The following is a 21,944-nucleotide window of genomic DNA, read 5'->3' as shown; positions in this document are numbered from 1 at the left end:
ATGAAAAAGTTAAGCCTAAGTCTATTGGGAAGTGCGGCGCTAATTCTTGTATCGCCGATAACCCAAGCTCAAGAGTACATGTTCACGTACTCAAAGTTATACACTCAACTAAAAAACAACAATAAAGAAGGGCATGACGATGTGAAAGTTGGTGTCTTTTTTGTGGACGCAAAAACTAAACAAATTTGTACGATAGAAAAAGCTTGGATGGAAAAAGAAGAGCACTATGAAGAGTTTGTTATCCCTGCTTCACAAGAGTTGCCTTTACCTGTTGATAAAAACTTAAAGTCAGCGAATCCGTTGGTTTTTGTCGATACCCCAAAAGATACACGTTGCGATTACTCACTTGTCGTGATGACCAAAGAACCATTACAGGGTAACGTTTCTTACGACCAACTTAAGCCTCTTCTACCTCAAATGCAGACGATGCTGGAAGATTTAGGCGGTATGTTTGCGGGTTGGTTTACACCGGAGGTTCAAGGTGTGACGATGGAGTTTGCAAATCAACTGAATGATAAAGTGATTTTCTCAAACGGAACCGAAAAGCCAATTGTCAATGGCAAGATACAAGTCGCACTAAGTGAAATAGGGCAAGGTGGCACAATGACACTACCAGAACCGACGATGCGAGTGTTACCTTATCTACCTAACGCAAAGAAATGAACACTGAACGTTTAGAAAGGGCTGCAATCGCAGCTCTTTTTTAATTTTGACCGTAACTAAAGTATCTTTCACACTCTTTTCTTAAAGACTCAATAAGACAAGCATTTAATCCTGCGTAAAAAGCTCGTATAATCCACGCCCCAAAGAAACCCATGTTAGGAAGTCCTAGTCGATTTATCGGCGATGTGAGAGCCCGCAATGAACCAAATAGATACAAGAAAAGAAACCCTAGAATTCAACAAGCTTCAGAAACGCCTAAGAAGACATGTTGGAAATGCCATTACTGATTACAACATGATCGAAGAAGGCGATGTTGTAATGGCATGTATTAGCGGTGGTAAAGATTCATTCGCGATGCTTGATATCCTGTTGAATCTTCAAAAAGCTGCGCCAATCAAATTTGAAGTGGTTGCAGTAAACCTAGACCAAAAACAACCGGGCTTCCCTGAGCACATTCTGCCAGAGTATTTCGAAACACTGAATATCCCTTACTATATTGTCGATAAGGACACGTATTCCGTCGTAAAAGAGAAGGTACCAGAAGGCAAAACCACTTGTGGTCTATGTTCACGCCTGCGACGTGGTACGCTGTATTCATTTGCAGAGAAGATTGGTGCAACTAAGCTTGCGCTAGGTCATCACATGGATGACATCGTCGAAACAATGTTCTTGAACATGTTCCACGGCTCTCGCCTTAAAGCGATGCCACCAAAGCTACGCTCTGATGATGGTCGTAACGTGGTCATTCGTCCATTGACTTACTGTCGTGAAAAAGATTTGATCAAATACGCTGAGCACAAGGATTTCCCAATAATTCCGTGTAACCTTTGTGGCTCTCAAGAGAACCTTCAGCGTCAATCTATAAAAGCAATGTTGATTGAATGGGATAAGAAGACGCCAGGGCGTGTGGAAGCAATTTTTAAATCAATTCAAAACGTAAGCCCAAGCCAACTAGCAGACCGCGAATTGTTCGACTTTGTTAACTTACCGCTAGATCGTGAAGGTAACCGCGAAGAGTATGAATTTAATGAGGCTGTCGTTTCTTCGACGAATATTGATGAATCGATGTTCATCGATGTTACGAACATCTAACTCGTAAAAAATGAGGTCAATTAGACCTCCTTTTTTGTACCCAACGCTTTAACTGTTCCCAAACAAAAATCCCCCTGTATTCGGGGGATTTATTAGCGCGCTCAATACATAGCAATACTAAGGAGAGATTAGGTTGCTGTATTTGGATCGAGAGGACTAATGTAACCTTTTGGTTTTAGAGCCAACACATCGCAATTTATTTTATCAATTACGTGCTCCGCTGTATTACCAATAAAGACAGCAGAAAGCCCAGTTCGCCCTGTAGTACCTAAAATAACCATTGCAGCATTTAAGCGCTCTGCAGCTGCCGGAATGACATCTTCAGGTAAACCTTGCTCAACTATCGTTTGTTCTTCATCAAGACCATGTTTTTGGCGTAGTGCTTTCATAGCCGTTAAATGATGACCTCGCACCGCATCGGTATAAGTCGTTGGGTCAAATTCAGGAAGTTCAATCGTAATGTTCGCCGGTGTAACGGGGTAGGCGTTAACAAGATATGGCTTGGCCTCAAGCCGAGTGGTGATTTCTTTTAATCGCTCGACCATCGTATCGTTGAGATCAATATGAGTCGGGTTTTCTGAGCCCACATGTACTGAGGCAAGGATACTTGCTTGTTCCGGCCAAGCAGCATTCTTAATAAGAAGCACTGGAATAGGGCATTTTCGCAACAAGTGCCAATCTGTCGGTGTGAAAATGACAGACTCTAAAACATCATGCTTACGTGTGCCTTTGATGACTAGGTCATGATTGCCTGCGTAGACTTCAGCAATAATCGCCTCATAAGGGCGGTTGTGCCAGACAACACAAACATCAAAGTCGAAGCCATCGTTTAGGTATGGTTGAGCAATTTTACGCATCCACTGCTCACGCTGATGAATGACACCTCGACGCATAGCATCTCTTTCATCCACTGACAGCATTGACGTCATGTCATACGAGAAATCGTAAATGGATAAAAAGAAAGTGATTCGGCTTCTAGATACACTTTTCTGAGCTAATTGAACAGCTCTTGCAAGTGCGGGCTGCTCATCATTATTGATGTCAGCTACAACAAGGATCTTACTGTATATACTCATAACTAAGCCCACTTCTATTGCAAAACCAGATACTGAATGTAAATTAAATCAGTATTTTGGAGTACTCACCGTACATTTTTACTGTAGCTTAGTTTGGAGAACTTTTTGAGGACTTTCGAAAGGAATTTATGAGAAATATGATGTAGCTCATTTTCGAGCTACATCAATAATTAGGGTGTATTATTCTTTAGTTACACCAGCAAGTTCCATCAATGCATCGTGGTCTAAGATAGTGATATATTTACCTTTTACGCTTAGGATCTCTGATTTCTGGAAACGACCTAACAAACGACTGATCGTTTCGACTGTAAGACCAAGGTAGTTGCCAATATCACCACGAGTCATAGTTAAACGAAACTCTCTAGGGCTGAAGCCACGCTGAGAAAAACGCGTTGATAGGTTGTAAAGGAAAGCAGCTAGTCGCTCTTCTGCATTCTTTTTAGAAAGAAGCAAAATCATTTCCTGATCACCTTTAATTTCGTTACTCATCAAACGCATGATTTGCTGGCGAAGCTTAGGCATCTTACCCGATAGATCGTCTAAAATTTCGTATGGGATTTCACATACCATCGACGTTTCGAGTGCTTGAGCAAAGCTAGGGTGGGAGTCACCAGTGATAGCATCGAAACCGACTAAGTCTCCAGCTAAGTGAAACGCTGTGATTTGCTCATCACCTTGCTCTGTGATCGTATAGCTCTTGATGGTACCAGAGCGGATAGCGTATAGCGATTTTAGCTCATCACCGGCCTTAAAAAGCTCTTGTCCTTTTTGAATAGGCTTCTTACGTTCGATGATTTGGTCAAGCTGATCAAGTTCTGCCTCATTTAGAGTGAACGGGATACACAGTTGACTAATGCTACAATCTTGGCAATGAATGGCGCAACCGCCTGATTGGATACGCTTTGTTGCAGGTTTTTCAGAAATCATAACAACCTTTCACTATTTGATATACATCAATATTTTAGCATCGCTTAATCCTAAAGGGTAGCAAAAATGTCACCTCAATAGAGTTTAACGTTATATGAAACCGAGTAACGCTAAGGCTCCTACAGCGGTATACGTACCATACCCAATAAGGATTAATGCTGAAATATTTCTAAATATTAATGATTTTTGTAATTTCTGAAAATGATTGGCACCATATCCAATAATAAGCATTGCAGGTAGCGTTCCAAGCCCAAACGCAAGCATAATTAGGCCGCCGTTCATCGCACTACCAGAAACCGCCGACCAAGTAAGCGCTGAATAAACTAAGCCACATGGTAACCAACCCCAAATAAAGCCAAATGGCAACGCGTGAAGAGGATGCTTTAGTGGCAACAGATTCTTCCCTGCCGGCGAGATAAAGCGCCAGATATACTGCCCTAGCTTTTCTATTAAAAGTAAGCCTTGCCACCATTTAGCAATATACAGCGCGACCAGGATCATGAATAACGCAGCAATCAGCCTTAACCAAGCAAGAGAGTGCGTTAACCCACTAAGCTCAGATAAACCTGATATAGCACCACCCACTAATGCACCTATTAAGGTATAACTGATCAATCGTCCGAGGTTGTAGAAGAGGGGGATAAGAGGGGTAGTCTTATTTTTAGCAGAAGAGCCCATGGTAAGTAGAGACGCGATACCACCACACATACCCATACAATGACCGGCTCCTACTAAGCCGATCATCAACGCACCGATAAAATCAGGAGTCATAAAGGTCGCTACTTTTTATCACTATTAGATTGGTCTTCTTCGTCGAGAAGAATGTTGTGCCCTTGCCGTTCAAGATCTTCAAACTGATCGCTTCTTACCGCCCAAAGAAAAACGGCGACAGCAACACAAACGAGAACGATAGCGATGGGAATCAATATATAAAGACTTTCCATGTTTGCTTTCTCTACTTATTTCTCTTTGAGCAGGCGCAAAGAGTTAGATACAACGATAATTGAGCTTGCAGACATGCCAACTACTGCAATGTAGGGAGCCACTAAACCTGCGACCGCCAAAGGCAAAATTAACAGGTTGTAACCCAAAGACCAAGCCAAGTTTTCTCGAATAATCTTTCTTGTACGCAGTGCAAGCAAACGTGCTTCTAGTAGCTTTTCGAGATTATCCCCAAGTAACGTCATATCTGCAGAAGCTTTAGCGACATCTGTACCACCGCCCATTGCGACAGAAAGGTGAGCTCCGGCGAGAGTCGGCGCGTCATTGATTCCATCACCAACCATCATAGTGATACTGTTTTCGTCCAAGCTATTAAGGTATGCAAGCTTATCTTCTGGCTTTGCTGACGCGACGATGTGATCGATACCAATTTCATTCGCCACTGGTTGGGCGTTTGAGAGAGAATCACCAGTTAGCAGGGTTGTCTTAATTCCAGCGTCAGCAAAACGTTGAATAAAGGCTTTGCTTTCTTTTCGGATAGGGTCGCGGTAGTAAAAGCTAGCGACATGCTTGCCATCAACCGACAGATAGACCGCCTGGCTTTCACCACTTTCTTTGCCTTGAACAAAAGCAGCACTACCTATCTTAACGATTTTGCCATTCCACATACCCTCAATCCCTAAACCAATCACGTTTTGCACGTCAGACACGATAAAGTCATCATTGGTGTAAGTTGCAAAAGAACGAGCGATAGGGTGGTTTGCATGAGCCTCTAAAGCTGCAGCTAGTGATAGACAATCTTTCTGTGGGAGATCACTAAGTACCTTTGTTTCACAGATCTCAATATCACCTTTCGTTAGAGTGCCTGTTTTATCTACAACTAAGTGGTTGATCTTACATAGTGTCTCAAACACATGGCCTTTACGAAGCAAAATGCCAAAATTACCCATTCTAGAGGTAGCACAAGTGAGAGCGGTCGGAGTGGCCAGAGATAGCGCACATGGGCATGTAGCAACTAACACAGACAGCATGATCCAAAACGCATCATCTGGTTTTGTTTGATGCCAGTAAAACCAAGTACCAGCAGAGATAATAAGAATCACACCAACAAAGTAACGGGCGACAATGTCTGCAATTTCCGCAATTTTAGGTTTGGAGTGTTGAGCTTCATCTTGTAAACGCACGATGTTAGAAATCATTGAATCGGCCTTTGAGCTTACTACCTCGAGTTCAAATGATTCGTCTCCGTTTAGCGTTCCCGCATAGACGACATCGCCTTCTCGTTTCACAACGTGCACTGACTCGCCCGTTAGCATGGATTCATCAATATGAATACGGCCTGAAATAACTTTACCGTCAGCGGGGATATGTTCACCAGGTAGAACGCGAATACGATCGCCAACTTTTAGAGTCTTCACGGGTATCTGATCACCGTCCAGCGTTGTAGCAATTGCAGGAATCAACTTAAGAAGGTTACCACTCGCTGCAGCAGCTTTGCGACGAGCGCGCATCTCTAAGAATCGACCTACTAACAAAAAGAAGGTAAACATCGAGATAGATTCAAAGAAGACTTCGCCTTGTTCAGTTACTGTTGCAACTAAACTTGCAACATAGGCAAAGATCAACGCGATAGAAACCGGGACATCCATACCAAGGGTTCGGCCTTTGATACTGCGCCATGCGTTTAAGTAAAATGGAAGAGCGGAATAAAGCAAAACAGGAGTAGCAAAAATCAAACTTACCCAACGAAAGTAACTTTTAAACTCTGGCTCTAAATCACCAAAGACTTCGAGATACAGTGCAACGGCGAGCATCATGACCTGCATGGTTGCTAAACCTGCAATACCTAGCCGATATAGATATTGCTTCATCATTCGATGGTAAGAGGCTTCTTGCTTATCTGCTTCAAAAGGTGCAGCTTTGTAACCAAGTTTATGAATAACGGAAAGGAGCTCGCTTAACCGTACCTGAGTTTTATCCCAGGCTAGTAACGCTCGATTGGTGGTTGTATTAACACGGATAGATACCAACCCGGCCGTATTAGAAACTTGCTTTTCGATTAACCACGCACAAGCGGCACATGAAACGCCTTCCAAAGAAAGGGTTACTTCAGAAACATTTTCGCGATTTCGTACGAATTCAGATTGTACATCCGCATTGTCATAATGAATTAAAGCTTGGAGTTGCTCTGGTACTAGGTCTGCCTTTTCTGCAGGCGCAGTGCGGTATTGGTAATATGATACAAGACCACTATCGACAATAGTCTGCGCCACAGTTTCGCAGCCCGGACAACACATGTCGCGAATTTCACCCAATATTTCTACTTTGAAATCCGTGTTGGCTGGTACATCTTCACCGCAGTGATAACAGGATTTACACATATGCTTACTTCATTAACGGTGTTGAAGAGGCAGGAAACTCAACTTTACCTTGGATCATCCATTGCTTGTCGTGTGGTTGTAGTTCAACAAACCATGGTCCTTGAATAGATTCCTCAGCTTTTAGTCGGTAATTACCAGATGCATCCGCTGTTACAAGCTTTGTGAAGTCACGATCAGGAAGAGTACGATGAGTGAAAGTGGCCGTTAGAGCAGGGTAATGAGGTAGCTTCCCTTTAGCGAAAACAATCACAACATTGTTATTTTCAGAGGAAATCTCAGCGTTAAGACCTAGGTCACGAGCGACATTCATTTTACTAATGTCGATATTAATGCCTTTGCCTTTTTTATAGTAATCCTCGGCGACTAAAGAAACAGAGTTGTTCGAGAAAACGACCACAGTAATCACAGTCCAAACTACGACAGTAAGAGGAAGGATGATTAGGAACCACGGCCAAAATTGTTTATACCAAGGCTTTACCATAAAAAAGTTCTCAACAGCTAAATGAAAAAATGTAAGGCGTTAAATTTAAAGGAAAGACAGCCCCTATGAAAGGGGCTGTTATTGCTATGTTACGTAATATCTCAGTTACTTACTCTCTGAGTTACTTAAACTCCAGACATATGAGGCAACGAGCTGAACTTTATCTTCACCCAAAATGTCTTTCCACGCAGGCATTACGCCTGAGCGTCCGTTCATTACGGTTTCTGTTACAGCTGCACGAGAGTCACCAAACAACCAGTCTTGGTCTGTAAGGTCAGGCGCACCGACTGCAGGGTTACCCTTACCATCGGTACCATGACAAGCTGCACACACTACGAAGCGTGCTTTACCTGCCGCGGCTTCACGAGCATTTACTTTACGACCAGATAGACTAAGTGTGTAACTTACAACTTCTTGAACACCTTGCTCACCAAGGGCATCTTTCCATGCTGGCATTTGACCAATACGGCCGTGCATGATGGTTGTAACGATCGCTGCTGGCTCGCCACCATATAGCCATGCATCATCAGTCAGGTTAGGGAAGCCTTTCTGACCACGTGCATCAGAGCCATGGCATTGAGAACAGTTTTGCAAAAACAAACGCTGACCAACTTTTAATGCTTCAGGATCTTGCGCAATTTCAGGAATTGGGCGTAGACCACTGTCATTGTGCGCAAGTTTACGGAATGCTTCGCCGAAGTAAGCGTCGGCATCATCCAGTTCTTTTGCATATTGGTTTAGTTGCTTGTTCTCTTGTGCTGCAGCGATGGCTTCTTTTGACTCTTCTAGTGAGCGAACGGTTTGAGCCGAACTCTGCCAGTTTAAAAAGCCCTTGAAGCTACCTAGACCTGGGAATAGGGCAAGGTAAACTGCTGCGAACACAAATGTGCTTACAAACAGGTAAGTCCACCACTTTGGTAGAGGGTTGTTTAGCTCGCGAATACCATCGTACTCGTGGCCCATGTCTTCCCCTTCCTCGACGCCCATTTTATCTTTAGCGCACCAAGTCAGGAGAATCGCACAGCCTACTAGCGTACCGACAGTAATCACGATAATCCAGAGACTCCAGAATGTAGTCATTACTTCTTCACTCCTTGGTTATTAGGGGTCTTTTGTTCTTCGTCAGCAAACACCAAGTTGGCATCTTCTTCAAAGCGTGCTTTACGCTTTTTACTAAATGCCCACCATACGATGCCAATAAAACTAGCGAAGAGTACAACGGTATAAATACTATGAATTGTACCGAAATCCATATGATCCCCTTACTTCATTGCATGACCAAGAGACTGAAGGTAAGCGATGATTGCATCCATCTCTGTTTTACCTTCTACTTCTTTAGCCGAATTCGCGATCTCTTCATCAGTGTATGGAACGCCGAACTGATCACGAAATAGCTCAAGTTTCTTCTGAGTTAGCTTACCGTCTAAAACGTTTTCAGCTAGCCACGGGAAACCTGGCATGTTTGACTCAGGTACAAGCTCACGAGGATCTAACAGGTGAACACGGTGCCATTCGTCAGAATAACGACCACCAACACGAGCTAAATCCGGGCCTGTACGCTTAGAGCCCCAAAGGAATGGGTGTTCCCAAACACTCTCACCAGCAACAGAGTAGTGACCGTAACGTTCAGTCTCTGAGCGGAAAGGACGAACCATCTGGCTGTGACAGACGTTACAACCTTCACGGATGTAGATATCACGGCCTTCCATCTCCAAAGGAGTGTAAGCGCGCAGATTTTCTACAGGTTCAGTCGTTTGCTTTTGGAAAATCAGAGGAGTGATCTCTACAAGAGCACCCCAACTGATAGCAAACACGATAAAAATAGCCAACAAACCGACATTACGTTCTAAGATTTCATGGCGATTATTAGAATTATTACTCATTCTTAAATCTCCTTATGCCGGATGTGGGATAGCTTTTAGGCTTTCTTTAGGTGCACTTACCGTTTTGTACGTGTTGTATGCCATTAGGAACATACCAGATAGGAAGATAAATCCGCCTAGGAAACGTACAAAGTAGAACGGATAAGACGCTTCTACAGACTCAACAAAGCTGTAAGTTAGCGTACCGTCAGAGTTAACCGCGCGCCACATAAGACCTTGCATTACACCAGAGATCCACATCGCAACGATGTAAAGAACGGTACCGATTGTTGCTAGCCAGAAATGCACATTAACTAGACCAACAGAGTACATACGCTCTTGGCCAAATAGGCGAGGTACCAAGTGATATACAGAGCCGATAGAAACCATCGCAACCCAACCTAACGCACCAGAGTGAACGTGACCAATGGTCCAGTCTGTGTAGTGAGAAAGTGCGTTAACCGTCTTAATCGACATCATCGGGCCTTCAAAGGTAGACATACCGTAGAACGACAGTGAAACGATTAGGAAACGTAGGATAGGGTCATAACGAAGCTTATGCCATGCACCAGATAACGTCATAATACCGTTGATCATACCACCCCAAGAAGGAGCAAATAGAACCAGCGACATAACCATACCTAGAGACTGAGTCCAGTCTGGTAGCGCTGTATAATGAAGGTGGTGAGGGCCTGCCCAAATATATAGAGAAATAAGTGCCCAGAAGTGAACGATAGATAGACGGTAAGAATAAACAGGACGTTCAGCTTGTTTAGGAACGAAGTAGTACATCATACCTAGGAAACCAGCGGTCAGTAGGAAACCTACCGCATTGTGTCCATACCACCACTGAACCATCGCATCCACTGCGCCCGAGTAAATCGAGTAAGATTTACCAAGTGACACAGGAATAGCCATGCTGTTCACGATGTGAAGTACTGCTACTGTGATAATAAAGGCACCGAAGAACCAGTTTGCCACATAAATATGTGACGTGTTTCGCTTCACTAGTGTGCCGAAGAACACCACCGCATATGATACCCATACTAGCGCAATTGCGATATCAATAGGCCATTCTAGCTCAGCATACTCTTTACCCGATGTTAAACCGAGAGGCAAAGTAATGGCTGCTGCCAGGATGATTGCTTGCCAACCCCAAAAGGTGAAGGCAACGAGTGGGCCACCAAAAAGACGTGTTTGACATGTGCGCTGTACAACATAATAAGACGTTGCGAACAGAGCACTGGTACCAAACGCAAAAATTACCGCATTAGTATGCAGTGGACGTAAGCGACTGTACGTCAACCACGGCGTATCAAAGTTTAGCTGTGGCCAAACTAATTGAGCGGCAATCAAAACACCAACAGCCATACCAACTATGCCCCATAAAATGGTCACAAGGGTAAATTGGCGAACGACTGTATAGTTGTAGTTTTGTTCAAGCTGCTTTACTTGGCTCATTTGCATGCTTCCAATTTCTAATTAACTACACTTTTACTTCCAACACGACTTGCGTCGTAACACCACCCAAGTAAACTCTAGAATTCAAGTGTTATCATCACCTTATTTCCATTGCTGACTTTAATAAAAAGTGGCATTTTCAGCGTGACACTATACTTGAATTAACAATTCAATGACAGGGTAGTAACCTTACTGGACCTCTGGAAATCATTTTTTATTTAAAAAGTTTGAAGTTTGTAACAAGGATATTAGTAATTATGCCTGCACAAAAGTTAACAAAGGCGCGACTTGCACAAATCTTAATCATGCTCAGTGTTTTAATAGGCGCATTTTTCTGGCGTACCTTTACACACGAGAGTGTTAATAGCGTTGACTGTTCACAAAAAGAACGATGCGATGTAACAATTGAAGGAGAAATAATCACGATTAATCGTGACTCAATGGGAATTTCGCTCGAAACGACAGAAAGTAGCACTCTAAAAATTGATCTAAATCAATCTGGTAATTTTATCAATCTCAACGAAAAGCATAAGTCAGTAGAATGGGACATCATGCCTGAATCGAAAAAAATCACCTTTAAAAAAGGTGAAAACATTGTTGTAGTTCAATTATAAATACGATCTATCACGAGATAATCGTAACTTATTAATGAAATTAACACCTTCTTACCTAGAGAAAATTGGTTGGAATGGTATAACAGCAGAGTGATATCCAATTATAAAATCGTATGCATTGCCAATCAGTTTTTACTCATATTAAAGATGAAGACTCAGCGATAAAAACGCTCAGGTCCGAATTGACACAACAGAACTTGTCTTACGTGATGTGTTACTACACGGAAGAATACAATTTCGAGTTGATTCGAGAAGCGTTTCTTGCGCATTTTCCTGGTGTGCCTTTTCATGGCGCCAGTTCATGTCAAGCCGTAATGACAGATCAGGGCTTTCATACAGGACCAGTAATTGCGGCACTTGCTGTTTATGATACAGGTCCTCATGCTTATGGTACTGGTATTTCTAATCACAACTCAGGTGACAGCGTCACCAAGGCTTTGGATATGGCCCTTGAGAACGCAAACCGTGTAGGAGAGGTACCAAACTTAATTCTACTTCATGCTACACCAGGGCAAGAGGAATCAATCATTGCGTCTATAGATGAAAGATTTGGAACTCTAATTCCAATTATTGGTGGTTCGGCCGCTGATAATAACATCGCTGGGAAATGGTCTGTGATAACCGCCCAAGGCTCTCAAACTTCAGGTTTAAGCTTAACTCTCTTTTACTCCTCTCAACCTGTTGATATCGCTTTTAGCGCTGGACATACACCAACTAATATCAAAGGTGTTGCAACCAAGACCAACGATAGATGCTTACTTGAAATTGATAACGAACCTGCGCTCAATGTTTATAGAAGGTGGACAAATCACCAGGATAACCAAGTAGGTAAAGATAATATGCTGTTTACAAACTCGAGTGCTTATCCATTAGGGCGGATCGCAGGTCATCTCTATGATCGCCCATATTACAAGTTATCCCATCCGATCCGTGAGACGCCAGATGGTGGAATCGAGTTGTTTACACGAATAGAAGAGGGTGACGAGCTCACATTAATGAAAGGAAGTCGTGAGCATCTCGTTGCGCGCGCTGCAAAAGTCGTCAATGCCGCTTTTAACCAAAAATTAGAAGAGTCTCGAAAAATTGGAGTGATAAATATCTTTTGCGCAGGTCCCATGTTGCACTTAATGCAAGACATGAATAGCGTTTGTGAACAAATTAACCAAGAACTAGAACATTTGCCTTTTATTTGCCCTTTTACTTTCGGCGAGCAAGGTAGATTTATTGGTGGTGAGAATGGACATGGAAACCTGATGATTTCATCGGCTATATTCCATAAACCTTATGAAAGATAAATACTTAGACATATATCAACAGGAAGCGCTTCAAGAAGCGTTAGTTGAGCTAAAGCAGGCTAGACAAAGAGAACGACTACTCGCTGATGAAAACAAGGCCATTCTTTCCGCGATATCTGCGATGAGTGAGGCAAAGAATCGGCATGAGATATTTACGGGATTAAACAATGTCCTCAAAAAGTACATCAACTTCGATGATTTTATTGTACTGACTCGTGATGGTGAACGATATCCCTTCAAGACATTGATATCAACTAATAGCGTATTTGATAATGTATCCTGGTTACACGGTAACACCTATCAAAGAGCTCTCAATGGTGAATGCATTCTACTGTTCGAGCCAGATAAACTCGCTGAGTTTGTTAACTTAAACAGCTTTATAAAAAGCCATGTAAACTCGGTCGTTTTAACTGGTATACGTTCAGAAGTAACGCAAACCGTAATCCTACTTATTGGAGCTCAGAAAGGGCACTTTAGCATAGAGAATAAGGAAACCTTGAGGCGGTTTCGTCCCTTAATTGAAAGGGCGGTCATTGATATCGAGACCAAAGAGAAGTTACAACGTATCGTTGAAGTAAGAACAACTCAGCTCGCTAAAGCAAGAGAAGAAGCAGAGCTTGCGAACCGGTCTAAGTCGGAGTTCTTAGCGATGATGAGTCATGAAATAAGAACCCCTTTAAATTCCGTTCTTGGAATGCTAGATATACTGAAGCAATCAACCTTGTCAGAAGAACAAATTGATGCTTTGAGCCAAATGGAGTGCTCTGCAGAGTTACTTCTCGCGATAATCAGTGACATTCTTGATCTTTCTAAAATCGAGTCAGGTCGCTTTCAGCTCAATGAACAATGGATTAACTTAAGAGACACTGTCACTTTTGTTATTTCTCAGCAAAAACAAATCGCTAAGAAGAAAAATCTTAAATTCAAGCTCAACTGTACTGTCACTAATGACAAACAATTTTGGATTGACTCCACGCGGTTATCTCAAATTCTGTTTAATCTAATAGGGAATGCAATAAAGTTTACAGACGAAGGTGAAGTAAAAGTTTCTGTATCTGAGCAAGATGCTGAACTTGTGATCTCAATATCTGACACTGGAATTGGTATATCTAAAGCAAAGCAAGAGCACTTGTTTACGGCATTTCATCAAGGAGACCGTTCCATCACGAGACGCTTCGGTGGTACAGGACTGGGGCTCGCAATAACCAAGCATTTAGTTGAAATGATGCGTGGAAAGATTGCCGTTAAAAGTGATGAGCATGTTGGTTCAACCTTTACGATTTCGATTCCAGTTTTGACTCGTTGTAATCAAAATCGTCCAGTTAGAATCGAAACCAATCAACCGACAAAAGCAATGGAACTTCTCGTCGTAGAAGATACCGAATCGAATCAGTTCGTAATAAAGCTTATCTTAAATAAGCTTGGCCATAATGTTCATATCGCAAGCCATGGAGCAGAGGCATTAACATTTTTAGAAGAGAATGAGGATTTAATCGATTTGATTCTCATGGATGTCTCGATGCCAGTGATGGATGGAATTACCGCAACAAGACTTATTCGAGATAAAGGTCTCAGGACCCCAATTATAGCGTTAACTGCACATGCGCTAGAAAGCGATAGAGATAAATGCCTGGATGCCGGTATGGACGGATTCATTTCCAAGCCAGTTAGAAGACAAGATATCTTTGAAGCTATACAGTCATTTCAATAAGTAAAAAGGCGTTAATATAGATCTTAACAATCGATAGATTATTAAGATCTATATTAAGTATTTTATGGTAAATAACGATTATGTTTAATGCTCACAGTAAGGCCCTTAAATTTAAAATCTGCAGGGGAATAGGAGCATACTCAGACAGCATTTAGTATACGGCAACATGTAATTTAACATAATATACATAATGCGCACTGATATAGGGGTTCCTGTGGACTTGCAATCACTAAGGCCAATCCAGCACAAGCCATTGAAATGCTTGATAATCCAAGTCCGTTAAACTTTTTTCCTATGTTCTGCCATAGTGTCTGCGCTTCGTGCGTTTTTGCTTTATCCATCGCTAAGCCAATCAGAGCCTTTTCTTTGTCTTCACCGATAGCTTCGGCAAGCATAAGTATCTGATTTTCTTTTAAATACGTTCTTCCTTTACGCACATCAGTAAGCATTTGAGGACTTATGCCTAAGTCTGGCGCGATTTGTTTGTATTGCACGTAGTTCATCTGCTCTTTATAGGCATCAATGAGCTTGTTTGTGTACATTTTCCAATCCTGCCTTTCAATTTCTTTTCTTGATTCTAGCTTATATGTACGGGATTTATCGTATTTACACTATGAAAAATCTCGTATTAACTATACGAAATATTTCGTACTGGAGCCGTCAACATGGAACGCAACAAGCCACTTCAACTGTTATGTATGTTAGCTGGGCTCCTAGCTTTGGTTGAGGCTCAGTAATCATGAACGAAGCTCAAATCATCTATTACGACTTGCTGCCTGACTACACGGTGTCTGTGTTGGTCAAAGGTTGCGACGAATGGGATTTGCTTAAATCCATGTCTCACCTTGAGTCTTGGGCTTCCTCTCAGTTCACTTCTTATGAGTTGGTGTCTATCACCAACACGACTGTTGAACAACGTATCAATTTGGGGGTGTTCGATGACTACTGCAACTAACATCCTCAAAAAGTTCGATGAGCAAAGCGTTCATATTGATTACCTGTGTTTTACGTTTGCCGTGAAAGACTTACGCCATTGTCATGATGCGGTTCGTCGATTGCACAAGCATGAAGAATACAAAGGCTTTGCCAAATCAGGACTGTTACAGCGTCACTGTCGAGCGCCTAAGTTCCCTGCTCCACCTGTGTTTAATCCGACGGTCGCTAAGACATCTGAAGAAATTGAAGCGTACAACAAAGCGTTTGAACTCTGTTACCGCAACTACTTGGAAGATTGCTTGCGCATCTTCACCAATCAAGTGCTTGGGTTGTCGTTGTCTGCGCCTCGCGGTTTGGGTTTCCAGTTCTACACCGAATCCATGAAACTGACGTCGCCAGATGGTGAGGACTTCTGCGGCTTCGTTGGTATCGGCGGTAACAATGACACGGTGCATTTCCAAATCAACGGAACGGGATGCAAGCATGTATTTGCCCGTCGTCCTACGTGGTCGCTGCATGACTGGCTGACCAATGTACTTGGTGTGCAAACTCTGGCGCGTGTTGACTTGGCCTATGACGATTACGACGGCATTTTTGATTGCGAATACGCTTACAAGGCGTGGCGTGACGACTGTTTCAGAACGGCTGAACGTGGTCGTGGTCCTGTGCTTCATGAAGATATGACCATTGCCAGTATCGGCAAAGATGGGAAACCGATTTACACCAAAGAACAATACTCAATTGGTTCGCGTACTTCGCGCATTTACTGGCGTATCTACAACAAGGCTCTTGAGCAGAAACTCGCGAACACTGGCCTTGTCTGGTATCGCTCTGAGGTCGAGCTTAAAAAATGGAATGTTGATGTGTTGCTGAATCCGGCTGGCGCGTATGCCGCGCTCAATGATTTCGCCGCCTCGATTTCTACTGCAAAGAAATTCAATACCAAACCCGTCCCGACGAAACGCGCGGCGTTAGACCTGTTGGCCTCTGCGCACTGGATGCGCCGCCAGTACGGGAAAATCCTTAATTCACTTATCGAATTCCATGAGGGCGACATTGAAACCGTCGTTGGTTCCCTTGTCCGTGATGGAACGAAATTCACCTTCCCCGATACCTACGGCAAGTTGGTGACTCACATATTGGAGACTTAACAAATGGCTAAATCCGTTTTTGTACTTGGCATGGATATCACTTGGAACTCAGCACGTGGTGACAGTGCTCAACTGAACGTGTCACGACCTCTACGTGAAATCAACTCGGAGAAATTCAAACGCCGCACTATCGGTGAATCCGGTGATGTGAATCCCCAATGGGATCAACCTTTGATGATTGACCATGAATATGCCCTGCTTCTTGAGCGCACTGGTGCTCTCGTTCCTCGCCGTGAATACCAATTGCGCTTGGAGATTAATCCAGACGATCCATTGGCGGGCGCTATCGTGACTGAGCTTATTCCAGTCGACCAAGAAATTAAGAAGCACTTCGAGGCTTCAATGAAACCCGTTCAAGGCTAAAAAATGTCTGTATGCGTCACTGTCGTTAACCAGTATGGCAATTTGAAAGCAACGAAAACGCCTGTTGCGGATTGCCAAGAATACGTGCTGATTTCGGCGGTGGACTACCAAGAATATAAGGAGCCAGTCCTATTTAACGGAGACTTGTTCCTGTATGTCAGTGGCGTGCTCTTGATCAACATGGTCGTTGGTCACTGGGTGGGTCGTGTTGTTCGCCTTATGAGTAAAAGGTAAATCTTATGAAAAAACTAGAACTTGTTGTAAATAACGTAAAACACGCAGTAGTAAACAAAAAGACCGCAGCTGGCGCTGCACTGATGGCTGCGTCTGTCTCTCCGGCGTTCGCTGAAGTCGATATCACGGGCGCAATCAACTCTGCGGTATCCGGTGGTCAAGCTAACGTATCACTGGTTGTTGCGGGTCTGATTGGTATGGCTGCGCTGGGCTTTGGTGTGACCATGGTTGTTGGCTTCTTGCGTCGCTAACGGTTCACCTCTATGCCTCCTTTATCGGGTAATTTACTTGGAGATGTTCTCGCTATCGTTCTAGGTGTTGCCTTTGCGGGGGCATTCCTCCACGGCTTTGTGAGTGGCATCAATACTCACTAATCAACGGATAAAGGGAGCTTCGGCTCCCTTTTTTAATGGTGCAAATGTGAATAAGTCACTCTTTTTACTTTTGTTTTCGTGCTTGTTCTTATCACTTAATGCAAGCGCAGTTCAACCAACTTACAGCGCTAGCGATGTTGCCGCTTATCCTAACTGTAACTTGTCCTTGGGTAAAAGGGTTAACCCTTACTCGTATGTTTCTTGTTATGAAAATAAGTTTGTTAACTACAAAGACTTCTATACGACATCATGCTCTATAGAGAGTAGTAAATTCGCTTTGATGATTATTTGTAACACAACCAGTCCCAGTTACCCGAGGTATCACGCTGCAACGTTTCTTCATCGTACCGCTAAGTGTCCAGCAGACCATGAAAAAGTAGAGGATGGTGATGGTTACACCTGTGAACCTATCGTTCCTGAATGTGAACTTGGCGAAAACCCAGACGGCTCATGTATGGATGCTTGCCAGTTCAAACAGTCCATTGGTGATACAGTGAAATTGCATTGGCACCCTGCGGTTTACGGCGAACTGGTGACGGGCGCTTGCTACGGTGACTACGGTGCCACTCGATGCGAAATGACCAAAAACGAATCTACCATTATTTGTACTGGCGTTCCTGATGGACAGTACACGCCCGACTCTCAATGTTCTCTCAAGTTCGCGTTCACTGGTCGTCAGTGTGAAGGTGGTACTTTGTTTTGGGGCGATAAGGGACCGGATGAACCCATCATTCCACCCGATGAACCGGAAGACCCAACCCATGACCCTGACGACCCAACAGGCGAGATTGAAGACCCAAGTGTCCTACCCGATGATTCAACCAACACGGTCAATCCCGGTGTCGTTGATGATAAACCGGACGTAGAAGACCCTGATACGGATGAATCGACAGACACGGCAGTCCTTTCTGCTATTAAAGGGCTTAACGTGGATGTGAACAAAGGCATTCATGATCTTAACGTCGATATCAACCAGTCACACGCGGACATCACCAACGCGGTCATTGATGTGAAAGGCTCTTTGGTTGATAACACTCAAGCCATTCAAGAGCAGCAAATCAATGACAACAAGATTTATAAAAACACCAAGGCACTCATCCAACAGGCCAACGGCGACATCACTACGGCGGTGAACAACAATACCAACGCCACCATTGGTATTCGTAACGATTTAAAAGGGCTTGGTGATTCCGTGGGCGAACTCGATAGCAGCTTAAATGCGATTGAGGGTCTATTGACAGGCTCTGAGTTTGGTACACCTACGGGCACCGCTATCACTGGCGAAATCTTCACGGCAGAAGACTTTGCCATCCTGCAAACCACGATAGATGAAAAAGCCGAATACATCCAAGGCTATGTGGACGACATCAAAGGCTTAATCACTATCGGCACCAACTTCAATAACGGCACATTAAGCGACAAGTCTTTTAACATCAAAGGCGCAACCGTTGAATCAGGACTACAGCGTTTTGATGCGGTATCGGGGTATGTGCGCCCTGTCGTGCTGTTCATTTGTGCCTTAATCGCCCTTTGGGTTCTGTTTGGTAATCGGAGTAAATAACATGGAATACATCTACTCAGCATTAGAGTTTATTGCCAACATTGGGCAAACCTTTCTCGACTTCTTTGATGTGGCGATTGAATGGATAAAGAACGTGTTTGAATACGGCGCGATGTGGCTTATCTCAGTATGGTTCGATATCAAGATTGCCTCGATACAAATCGCACTCAAGATTGCGCAGCTGCTGCTCGAAGAATATGGCGTCTATACGCTTGTCGAAGACCGCTTTAATGCGCTTCCCTCTGATGTCCGTTATATCTTGACCGAATACGGCGTCACCTCTGGGCTACGTGTCATCTTTGATGCGTTCGCTACGTCTTTAGTTATGCGTTTCTTTAACTGGTGATTGAATGGCTACTTCATTTCGATACGGTCACGGTGGCTCTTACAAATCGGCTTGCGCCGTGTGGTTTGACTTATTGCCTGCACTGCGTGAAGGTCGAATTTGCATTACCAACATTCATGGCATGCAACCACTTGAAGTGATTGAACAACGCCTTGGTGAGAAGTTTCCTGATACAGCTCGGCTCATTCGCATTAGCTCTCGCAATCCTGAAGGCTTCGAGCTTTGGAAATACTTTTTCTGTTGGGCGCCCATTGGGGCGTTCATCCTCATTGATGAGTGTCAGCAAATCTTCTCGGTCAATGCAGGTTTCAAAATGGCGAACATACACAAGCGCCCTTTTACTGATTTTGAGCCTCACTTACCGGAAGGATTCTCCGAGCTTTTTCACTCTCGTTGGCTAACGATTGATACATCCAGCTTGGACAATGGCGAGATAGATGATTGCCAACGCACACGTTTTGATGAGCAAGGACGCATCATCTATCCCGAGAACTTTAACAACGCCTTTATGGAGCACCGGCACTACAACTGGGACATTGTGTTGCTCACGCCTGACTTTGCTCAAATCCCGAAAGAGTTAAAAGGTGTTGCGGAGTTGGCCAAGCAACATAAGGGTAAAGATGGGATCTTCTTTTCCAACCGGAAACCGCGCATTTTGGAGCATGACCCAACTCGAACGGTCACCAAACCAAGCAAAGACGATGTGGTTTATAACCTCAAGGTGCCGCTTGATGTCCACCTACTCTACGCCTCGACCGTCACGGGGCAAATCACCAAGTCGGGGCTTGGAAAGAACATCTTTCTTAACCCGAAATTCTTAGCAGCTATGGCACTGGTCGTGCTTTCATTTGGGTACTTAGTTTATGCGCTTATTGGTATGGTTTCTGATTCTGAGACGACAACTGCGGAAGGAACGCAGCTTCATCAAACTTCGCAGCAAAGTGGCGTTTCGACTTCGCAAGGTCAAGCACGTCCTGGTCAAAGTGGTTCGCCTGGTTCTGTCATAGGTTCTAGTGGTTCTGGCTGTACGGGTTCTGGTTGCGGGAATGAGTCTTATCATGACGTAGGCACCGTTCCTGCTTGGTTCCCACTGGCGAACTCAGAAAGTATCTATGTTTCTGCCGTGGAACGTTGGCATAAAGCCACCTCGATACACGTCAACGTGCATTTTGAGGTTGTCACACCGCGTGGTGTGACTTACCTCGATGACGGATTCCTAAATAAGTTGGGCGTCAAGATGGAATATCTGGACGATTGCCTCGTCCAGCTGTCTCGCGGCGCATCCAATTTCTATGTCACGTGTTCGCCGTATGAGCAATATGCACAACGGCAAGAGCAAGATATTGAACTCAAACCCGTTGGCGGTTTGTTTAGTGGAGACGAAACCTAATGAATGAATACGTAACGCATGGACAGCTCGTTGAAATCATCGAGTTGTTTGATCATCTCTCGATAGTGAATGCAGTCATAGTGGTGCTCGTGTATGACCTTGCGAGATACCTCCTAGGGAAACTGGTCGACTACTTCAATTAAAGGCACGGTGCCAGCCCCGCAGGGATAAGGAGTTGCGGAGCGACGACGAGGCACCAAGCCGCCCACCTTAGCAAAACCTAGCCTCATTACTTAATCGGCGCGGTTAGCAGCCCAAAGCTACTTGGATGCTGCCGCCCTCCTTCCTGCTAGACCAGCCTCGCAGAGACTATCCACACCAAAGGCGCGTTAACCTACCGGAACGCTGCATACTCACAACATCAAAGCTTTGCGAGTGTCGAGCAATGCTTACTCTTCTTTTCTGGGTTCTCTCCGACGGACGCGCGGAGCAAGTGAGGACGGGCTAGGACGATTGCGCGACGTGCGGCGGGAGGTCAAACCCCCGAATCTGTATTACGGGGGTAAATTCCACCATGCTTCAACGGTTCGATTAAATCTTGATTAGGCTATAATAAATAACAAAACACTTATGCAATTAATTTATCTTATTGAAACTATGAAGCCATCTGTTGAGCATATTGCAAGGAAACTGCACAATGTGCGCATAACAGGAAACTAATAGTCGTATAACAAGCGTTAGATGACCTTTAGGTAATTAAGGAGTAATAATGAAATATAGATTAGGTTTGAAAGAAATTACTGAAGATGATGTGAATGCACAGTGTCCGTTTATGCCGGAACCAGAAGATTACCAAATGTATGTAGCTGCTTTCGCTGATGATTTTAATCAGCTAGATATTGTTGAAAGTGCTGTCGTTGAAAATAATAGTGTGATCATCAAGTTAGCTGAGGGAGTTGACATTGAACAACTACGACAAGTAAGTATTTCAATACATCAAAACTACTGGGACTACTTACGAACAACAGGTTTTGAAAAGATCGCTTGACTAACTGTTCAAGAGTGATTCGCAACGCGCGGCATTTGACCACGCGTTTTTTATCTTTGCTACTTGATTCAGTATTTTCTTAGTCGTAGCCTATGT

General features: G+C 43.8%; 26 protein-coding genes. 15 read left to right on the top strand and 11 right to left on the bottom strand.

Translation table 11 applies throughout. The features are described from left to right. Together R7P36_RS00640 and ttcA are read left to right on the top strand one after the other, a co-directional pair. Nucleotides 1-663 (top strand): DUF2987 domain-containing protein, encoded by a 663-nt coding sequence (locus R7P36_RS00640; protein WP_005389171.1) that lies wholly within the window; start codon nucleotides 1-3, stop codon nucleotides 661-663. Between the two features lie 198 nt (nucleotides 664-861). Then, the gene (gene ttcA / locus R7P36_RS00635) at nucleotides 862-1,755 is read left to right on the top strand and encodes a tRNA 2-thiocytidine(32) synthetase TtcA (RefSeq protein ID WP_005377502.1); all 894 of its coding nucleotides are present in this window, start codon (nucleotides 862-864) and stop codon (nucleotides 1,753-1,755) included. A 128-nt stretch (nucleotides 1,756-1,883) separates the two neighbouring features. Here the strand turns inward: ttcA and uspE are convergent, their stop codons facing one another. The 10 genes from uspE to ccoN form a co-directional block, all read right to left on the bottom strand. Next, entirely contained in the window at nucleotides 1,884-2,831 is a 948-nt protein-coding gene (gene uspE / locus R7P36_RS00630; RefSeq protein ID WP_005377500.1) for a universal stress protein UspE, read from the bottom strand. 180 nt (nucleotides 2,832-3,011) lie between these two features. Beyond that, nucleotides 3,012-3,758 (bottom strand): FNR family transcription factor, encoded by a 747-nt coding sequence (locus R7P36_RS00625; RefSeq protein WP_005377497.1) that lies wholly within the window; start codon nucleotides 3,756-3,758, stop codon nucleotides 3,012-3,014. A gap of 90 nt (nucleotides 3,759-3,848) precedes the next feature. Continuing rightward, nucleotides 3,849-4,529 carry a sulfite exporter TauE/SafE family protein gene (locus R7P36_RS00620; RefSeq protein WP_017634899.1) on the bottom strand — a complete coding sequence of 227 codons (681 nt, stop codon included), beginning with the start codon at nucleotides 4,527-4,529 and terminating at the stop codon, nucleotides 3,849-3,851. A gap of 8 nt (nucleotides 4,530-4,537) precedes the next feature. Further along, complete coding sequence (gene ccoS / locus R7P36_RS00615) at nucleotides 4,538-4,702, bottom strand: cbb3-type cytochrome oxidase assembly protein CcoS (protein WP_005377493.1); 165 nt, start codon at nucleotides 4,700-4,702, stop codon at nucleotides 4,538-4,540. A 15-nt stretch (nucleotides 4,703-4,717) separates the two neighbouring features. Beyond that, on the bottom strand, nucleotides 4,718-7,081 hold the full coding sequence (locus tag R7P36_RS00610; protein WP_054702345.1) for a heavy metal translocating P-type ATPase: 2,364 nt from the start codon (nucleotides 7,079-7,081) through the stop codon (nucleotides 4,718-4,720). Between the two features lie 4 nt (nucleotides 7,082-7,085). After that, on the bottom strand, nucleotides 7,086-7,562 hold the full coding sequence (locus R7P36_RS00605; RefSeq protein ID WP_005377489.1) for a FixH family protein: 477 nt from the start codon (nucleotides 7,560-7,562) through the stop codon (nucleotides 7,086-7,088). Nucleotides 7,563-7,667: 105 nt separating this feature from the next. Beyond that, the gene (gene ccoP / locus R7P36_RS00600; protein WP_005377487.1) at nucleotides 7,668-8,642 is read right to left on the bottom strand and encodes a cytochrome-c oxidase, cbb3-type subunit III; all 975 of its coding nucleotides are present in this window, start codon (nucleotides 8,640-8,642) and stop codon (nucleotides 7,668-7,670) included. Further along, nucleotides 8,642-8,815 (bottom strand): cbb3-type cytochrome oxidase subunit 3, encoded by a 174-nt coding sequence (locus tag R7P36_RS00595; RefSeq protein WP_005377485.1) that lies wholly within the window; start codon nucleotides 8,813-8,815, stop codon nucleotides 8,642-8,644. The genes ccoP and R7P36_RS00595 overlap by 1 nt, the downstream gene beginning before the upstream one ends. Nucleotides 8,816-8,824: 9 nt before the next feature. Beyond that, nucleotides 8,825-9,445, bottom strand: coding sequence for a cytochrome-c oxidase, cbb3-type subunit II (gene ccoO / locus R7P36_RS00590; RefSeq protein WP_005377475.1), 621 nt, complete (start codon nucleotides 9,443-9,445; stop codon nucleotides 8,825-8,827). Nucleotides 9,446-9,457: 12 nt separating this feature from the next. Beyond that, the gene (gene ccoN, locus R7P36_RS00585) at nucleotides 9,458-10,885 is read right to left on the bottom strand and encodes a cytochrome-c oxidase, cbb3-type subunit I (protein ID WP_005396488.1); all 1,428 of its coding nucleotides are present in this window, start codon (nucleotides 10,883-10,885) and stop codon (nucleotides 9,458-9,460) included. 257 nt (nucleotides 10,886-11,142) lie between these two features. Here ccoN and R7P36_RS00580 point away from each other — a divergent pair, with 257 nt between their 5' ends. From R7P36_RS00580 to R7P36_RS00570, 3 genes are all read left to right on the top strand, one after another. Then, nucleotides 11,143-11,499 carry a hypothetical protein gene (locus tag R7P36_RS00580; protein WP_005377473.1) on the top strand — a complete coding sequence of 119 codons (357 nt, stop codon included), beginning with the start codon at nucleotides 11,143-11,145 and terminating at the stop codon, nucleotides 11,497-11,499. 113 nt (nucleotides 11,500-11,612) lie between these two features. Next, complete coding sequence (locus R7P36_RS00575) at nucleotides 11,613-12,794, top strand: FIST signal transduction protein (RefSeq protein WP_017634895.1); 1,182 nt, start codon at nucleotides 11,613-11,615, stop codon at nucleotides 12,792-12,794. Further along, nucleotides 12,784-14,505 carry an ATP-binding protein gene (locus R7P36_RS00570; RefSeq protein WP_005377471.1) on the top strand — a complete coding sequence of 574 codons (1,722 nt, stop codon included), beginning with the start codon at nucleotides 12,784-12,786 and terminating at the stop codon, nucleotides 14,503-14,505. The genes R7P36_RS00575 and R7P36_RS00570 overlap by 11 nt, the downstream gene beginning before the upstream one ends. A gap of 173 nt (nucleotides 14,506-14,678) precedes the next feature. On the opposite strand, the gene R7P36_RS00565 is transcribed toward R7P36_RS00570, so the two are convergent. Next, nucleotides 14,679-15,047, bottom strand: coding sequence for a DUF3693 domain-containing protein (locus tag R7P36_RS00565; RefSeq protein WP_137282007.1), 369 nt, complete (start codon nucleotides 15,045-15,047; stop codon nucleotides 14,679-14,681). A gap of 197 nt (nucleotides 15,048-15,244) precedes the next feature. Between R7P36_RS00565 and R7P36_RS00560 the strand changes: the two genes are divergently transcribed. The 10 genes from R7P36_RS00560 to R7P36_RS00515 all read left to right on the top strand — a co-directional run bounded on the left by R7P36_RS00560 (nucleotide 15,245) and on the right by R7P36_RS00515 (nucleotide 21,848). Beyond that, entirely contained in the window at nucleotides 15,245-15,460 is a 216-nt protein-coding gene (locus R7P36_RS00560) for a hypothetical protein (RefSeq protein WP_005477640.1), read from the top strand. Beyond that, nucleotides 15,444-16,592 (top strand): replication initiation factor domain-containing protein, encoded by a 1,149-nt coding sequence (locus R7P36_RS00555; RefSeq protein WP_053303057.1) that lies wholly within the window; start codon nucleotides 15,444-15,446, stop codon nucleotides 16,590-16,592. Before R7P36_RS00560 ends, R7P36_RS00555 begins: the two co-directional genes overlap by 17 nt. 3 nt (nucleotides 16,593-16,595) lie before the next feature. Further along, on the top strand, nucleotides 16,596-16,955 hold the full coding sequence (locus R7P36_RS00550) for a DUF1293 family protein (RefSeq protein WP_193291559.1): 360 nt from the start codon (nucleotides 16,596-16,598) through the stop codon (nucleotides 16,953-16,955). A 3-nt stretch (nucleotides 16,956-16,958) separates the two neighbouring features. After that, nucleotides 16,959-17,189 carry a hypothetical protein gene (locus R7P36_RS00545; protein WP_005477619.1) on the top strand — a complete coding sequence of 77 codons (231 nt, stop codon included), beginning with the start codon at nucleotides 16,959-16,961 and terminating at the stop codon, nucleotides 17,187-17,189. 5 nt (nucleotides 17,190-17,194) lie between these two features. Continuing rightward, entirely contained in the window at nucleotides 17,195-17,440 is a 246-nt protein-coding gene (locus R7P36_RS00540) for a hypothetical protein (protein WP_017636218.1), read from the top strand. A gap of 169 nt (nucleotides 17,441-17,609) precedes the next feature. Beyond that, on the top strand, nucleotides 17,610-19,124 hold the full coding sequence (locus R7P36_RS00535; RefSeq protein ID WP_140204329.1) for a hypothetical protein: 1,515 nt from the start codon (nucleotides 17,610-17,612) through the stop codon (nucleotides 19,122-19,124). Between the two features lies 1 nt (nucleotide 19,125). Then, nucleotides 19,126-19,470 (top strand): DUF2523 family protein, encoded by a 345-nt coding sequence (locus tag R7P36_RS00530; RefSeq protein WP_017636216.1) that lies wholly within the window; start codon nucleotides 19,126-19,128, stop codon nucleotides 19,468-19,470. A gap of 4 nt (nucleotides 19,471-19,474) precedes the next feature. After that, nucleotides 19,475-20,860: a zonular occludens toxin domain-containing protein gene (locus R7P36_RS00525; RefSeq protein WP_318121984.1), complete on the top strand. Its 1,386-nt coding sequence runs from the start codon at nucleotides 19,475-19,477 to the stop codon at nucleotides 20,858-20,860. Next, complete coding sequence (locus R7P36_RS00520) at nucleotides 20,860-21,003, top strand: hypothetical protein (RefSeq protein WP_020840617.1); 144 nt, start codon at nucleotides 20,860-20,862, stop codon at nucleotides 21,001-21,003. Before R7P36_RS00525 ends, R7P36_RS00520 begins: the two co-directional genes overlap by 1 nt. Before the next feature lie 566 nt (nucleotides 21,004-21,569). Further along, nucleotides 21,570-21,848, top strand: coding sequence for a hypothetical protein (locus R7P36_RS00515; RefSeq protein ID WP_042520887.1), 279 nt, complete (start codon nucleotides 21,570-21,572; stop codon nucleotides 21,846-21,848). Nucleotides 21,849-21,944: the final 96 nt, after the last annotated feature.

Source organism: Vibrio sp. 397 (genome assembly GCF_033339395.1).
Taxonomy (GTDB): Bacteria; Pseudomonadota; Gammaproteobacteria; order Enterobacterales; family Vibrionaceae; genus Vibrio; species Vibrio alginolyticus.
Note: the sequence above shows the minus strand (reverse complement) of the source record. Positions and strands in the feature narration are given on the sequence as shown.

Coding starts and splice junctions, on each gene's coding strand:
- ccoO (WP_005377475.1), bottom strand. CDS start 9,445: ATGAGTAATAATTCTAATAATCGCCATGAAATCTTAGAACGTAATGTC.
- R7P36_RS00525 (WP_318121984.1), top strand. CDS start 19,475: ATGGCTACTTCATTTCGATACGGTCACGGTGGCTCTTACAAATCGGCT.
- R7P36_RS00560 (WP_005477640.1), top strand. CDS start 15,245: ATGAACGAAGCTCAAATCATCTATTACGACTTGCTGCCTGACTACACG.
- R7P36_RS00595 (WP_005377485.1), bottom strand. CDS start 8,815: ATGGATTTCGGTACAATTCATAGTATTTATACCGTTGTACTCTTCGCT.
- R7P36_RS00575 (WP_017634895.1), top strand. CDS start 11,613: ATGCATTGCCAATCAGTTTTTACTCATATTAAAGATGAAGACTCAGCG.
- R7P36_RS00610 (WP_054702345.1), bottom strand. CDS start 7,081: ATGTGTAAATCCTGTTATCACTGCGGTGAAGATGTACCAGCCAACACG.
- R7P36_RS00605 (WP_005377489.1), bottom strand. CDS start 7,562: ATGGTAAAGCCTTGGTATAAACAATTTTGGCCGTGGTTCCTAATCATC.
- R7P36_RS00520 (WP_020840617.1), top strand. CDS start 20,860: ATGAATGAATACGTAACGCATGGACAGCTCGTTGAAATCATCGAGTTG.
- R7P36_RS00555 (WP_053303057.1), top strand. CDS start 15,444: ATGACTACTGCAACTAACATCCTCAAAAAGTTCGATGAGCAAAGCGTT.
- ccoS (WP_005377493.1), bottom strand. CDS start 4,702: ATGGAAAGTCTTTATATATTGATTCCCATCGCTATCGTTCTCGTTTGT.
- R7P36_RS00625 (WP_005377497.1), bottom strand. CDS start 3,758: ATGATTTCTGAAAAACCTGCAACAAAGCGTATCCAATCAGGCGGTTGC.
- R7P36_RS00515 (WP_042520887.1), top strand. CDS start 21,570: ATGAAATATAGATTAGGTTTGAAAGAAATTACTGAAGATGATGTGAAT.
- ttcA (WP_005377502.1), top strand. CDS start 862: ATGAACCAAATAGATACAAGAAAAGAAACCCTAGAATTCAACAAGCTT.
- R7P36_RS00620 (WP_017634899.1), bottom strand. CDS start 4,529: ATGACTCCTGATTTTATCGGTGCGTTGATGATCGGCTTAGTAGGAGCC.
- ccoP (WP_005377487.1), bottom strand. CDS start 8,642: ATGACTACATTCTGGAGTCTCTGGATTATCGTGATTACTGTCGGTACG.
- R7P36_RS00580 (WP_005377473.1), top strand. CDS start 11,143: ATGCCTGCACAAAAGTTAACAAAGGCGCGACTTGCACAAATCTTAATC.
- uspE (WP_005377500.1), bottom strand. CDS start 2,831: ATGAGTATATACAGTAAGATCCTTGTTGTAGCTGACATCAATAATGAT.
- R7P36_RS00550 (WP_193291559.1), top strand. CDS start 16,596: ATGGCTAAATCCGTTTTTGTACTTGGCATGGATATCACTTGGAACTCA.
- R7P36_RS00540 (WP_017636218.1), top strand. CDS start 17,195: ATGAAAAAACTAGAACTTGTTGTAAATAACGTAAAACACGCAGTAGTA.
- R7P36_RS00565 (WP_137282007.1), bottom strand. CDS start 15,047: ATGTACACAAACAAGCTCATTGATGCCTATAAAGAGCAGATGAACTAC.
- R7P36_RS00530 (WP_017636216.1), top strand. CDS start 19,126: ATGGAATACATCTACTCAGCATTAGAGTTTATTGCCAACATTGGGCAA.
- R7P36_RS00570 (WP_005377471.1), top strand. CDS start 12,784: ATGAAAGATAAATACTTAGACATATATCAACAGGAAGCGCTTCAAGAA.
- ccoN (WP_005396488.1), bottom strand. CDS start 10,885: ATGAGCCAAGTAAAGCAGCTTGAACAAAACTACAACTATACAGTCGTT.
- R7P36_RS00545 (WP_005477619.1), top strand. CDS start 16,959: ATGTCTGTATGCGTCACTGTCGTTAACCAGTATGGCAATTTGAAAGCA.
- R7P36_RS00640 (WP_005389171.1), top strand. CDS start 1: ATGAAAAAGTTAAGCCTAAGTCTATTGGGAAGTGCGGCGCTAATTCTT.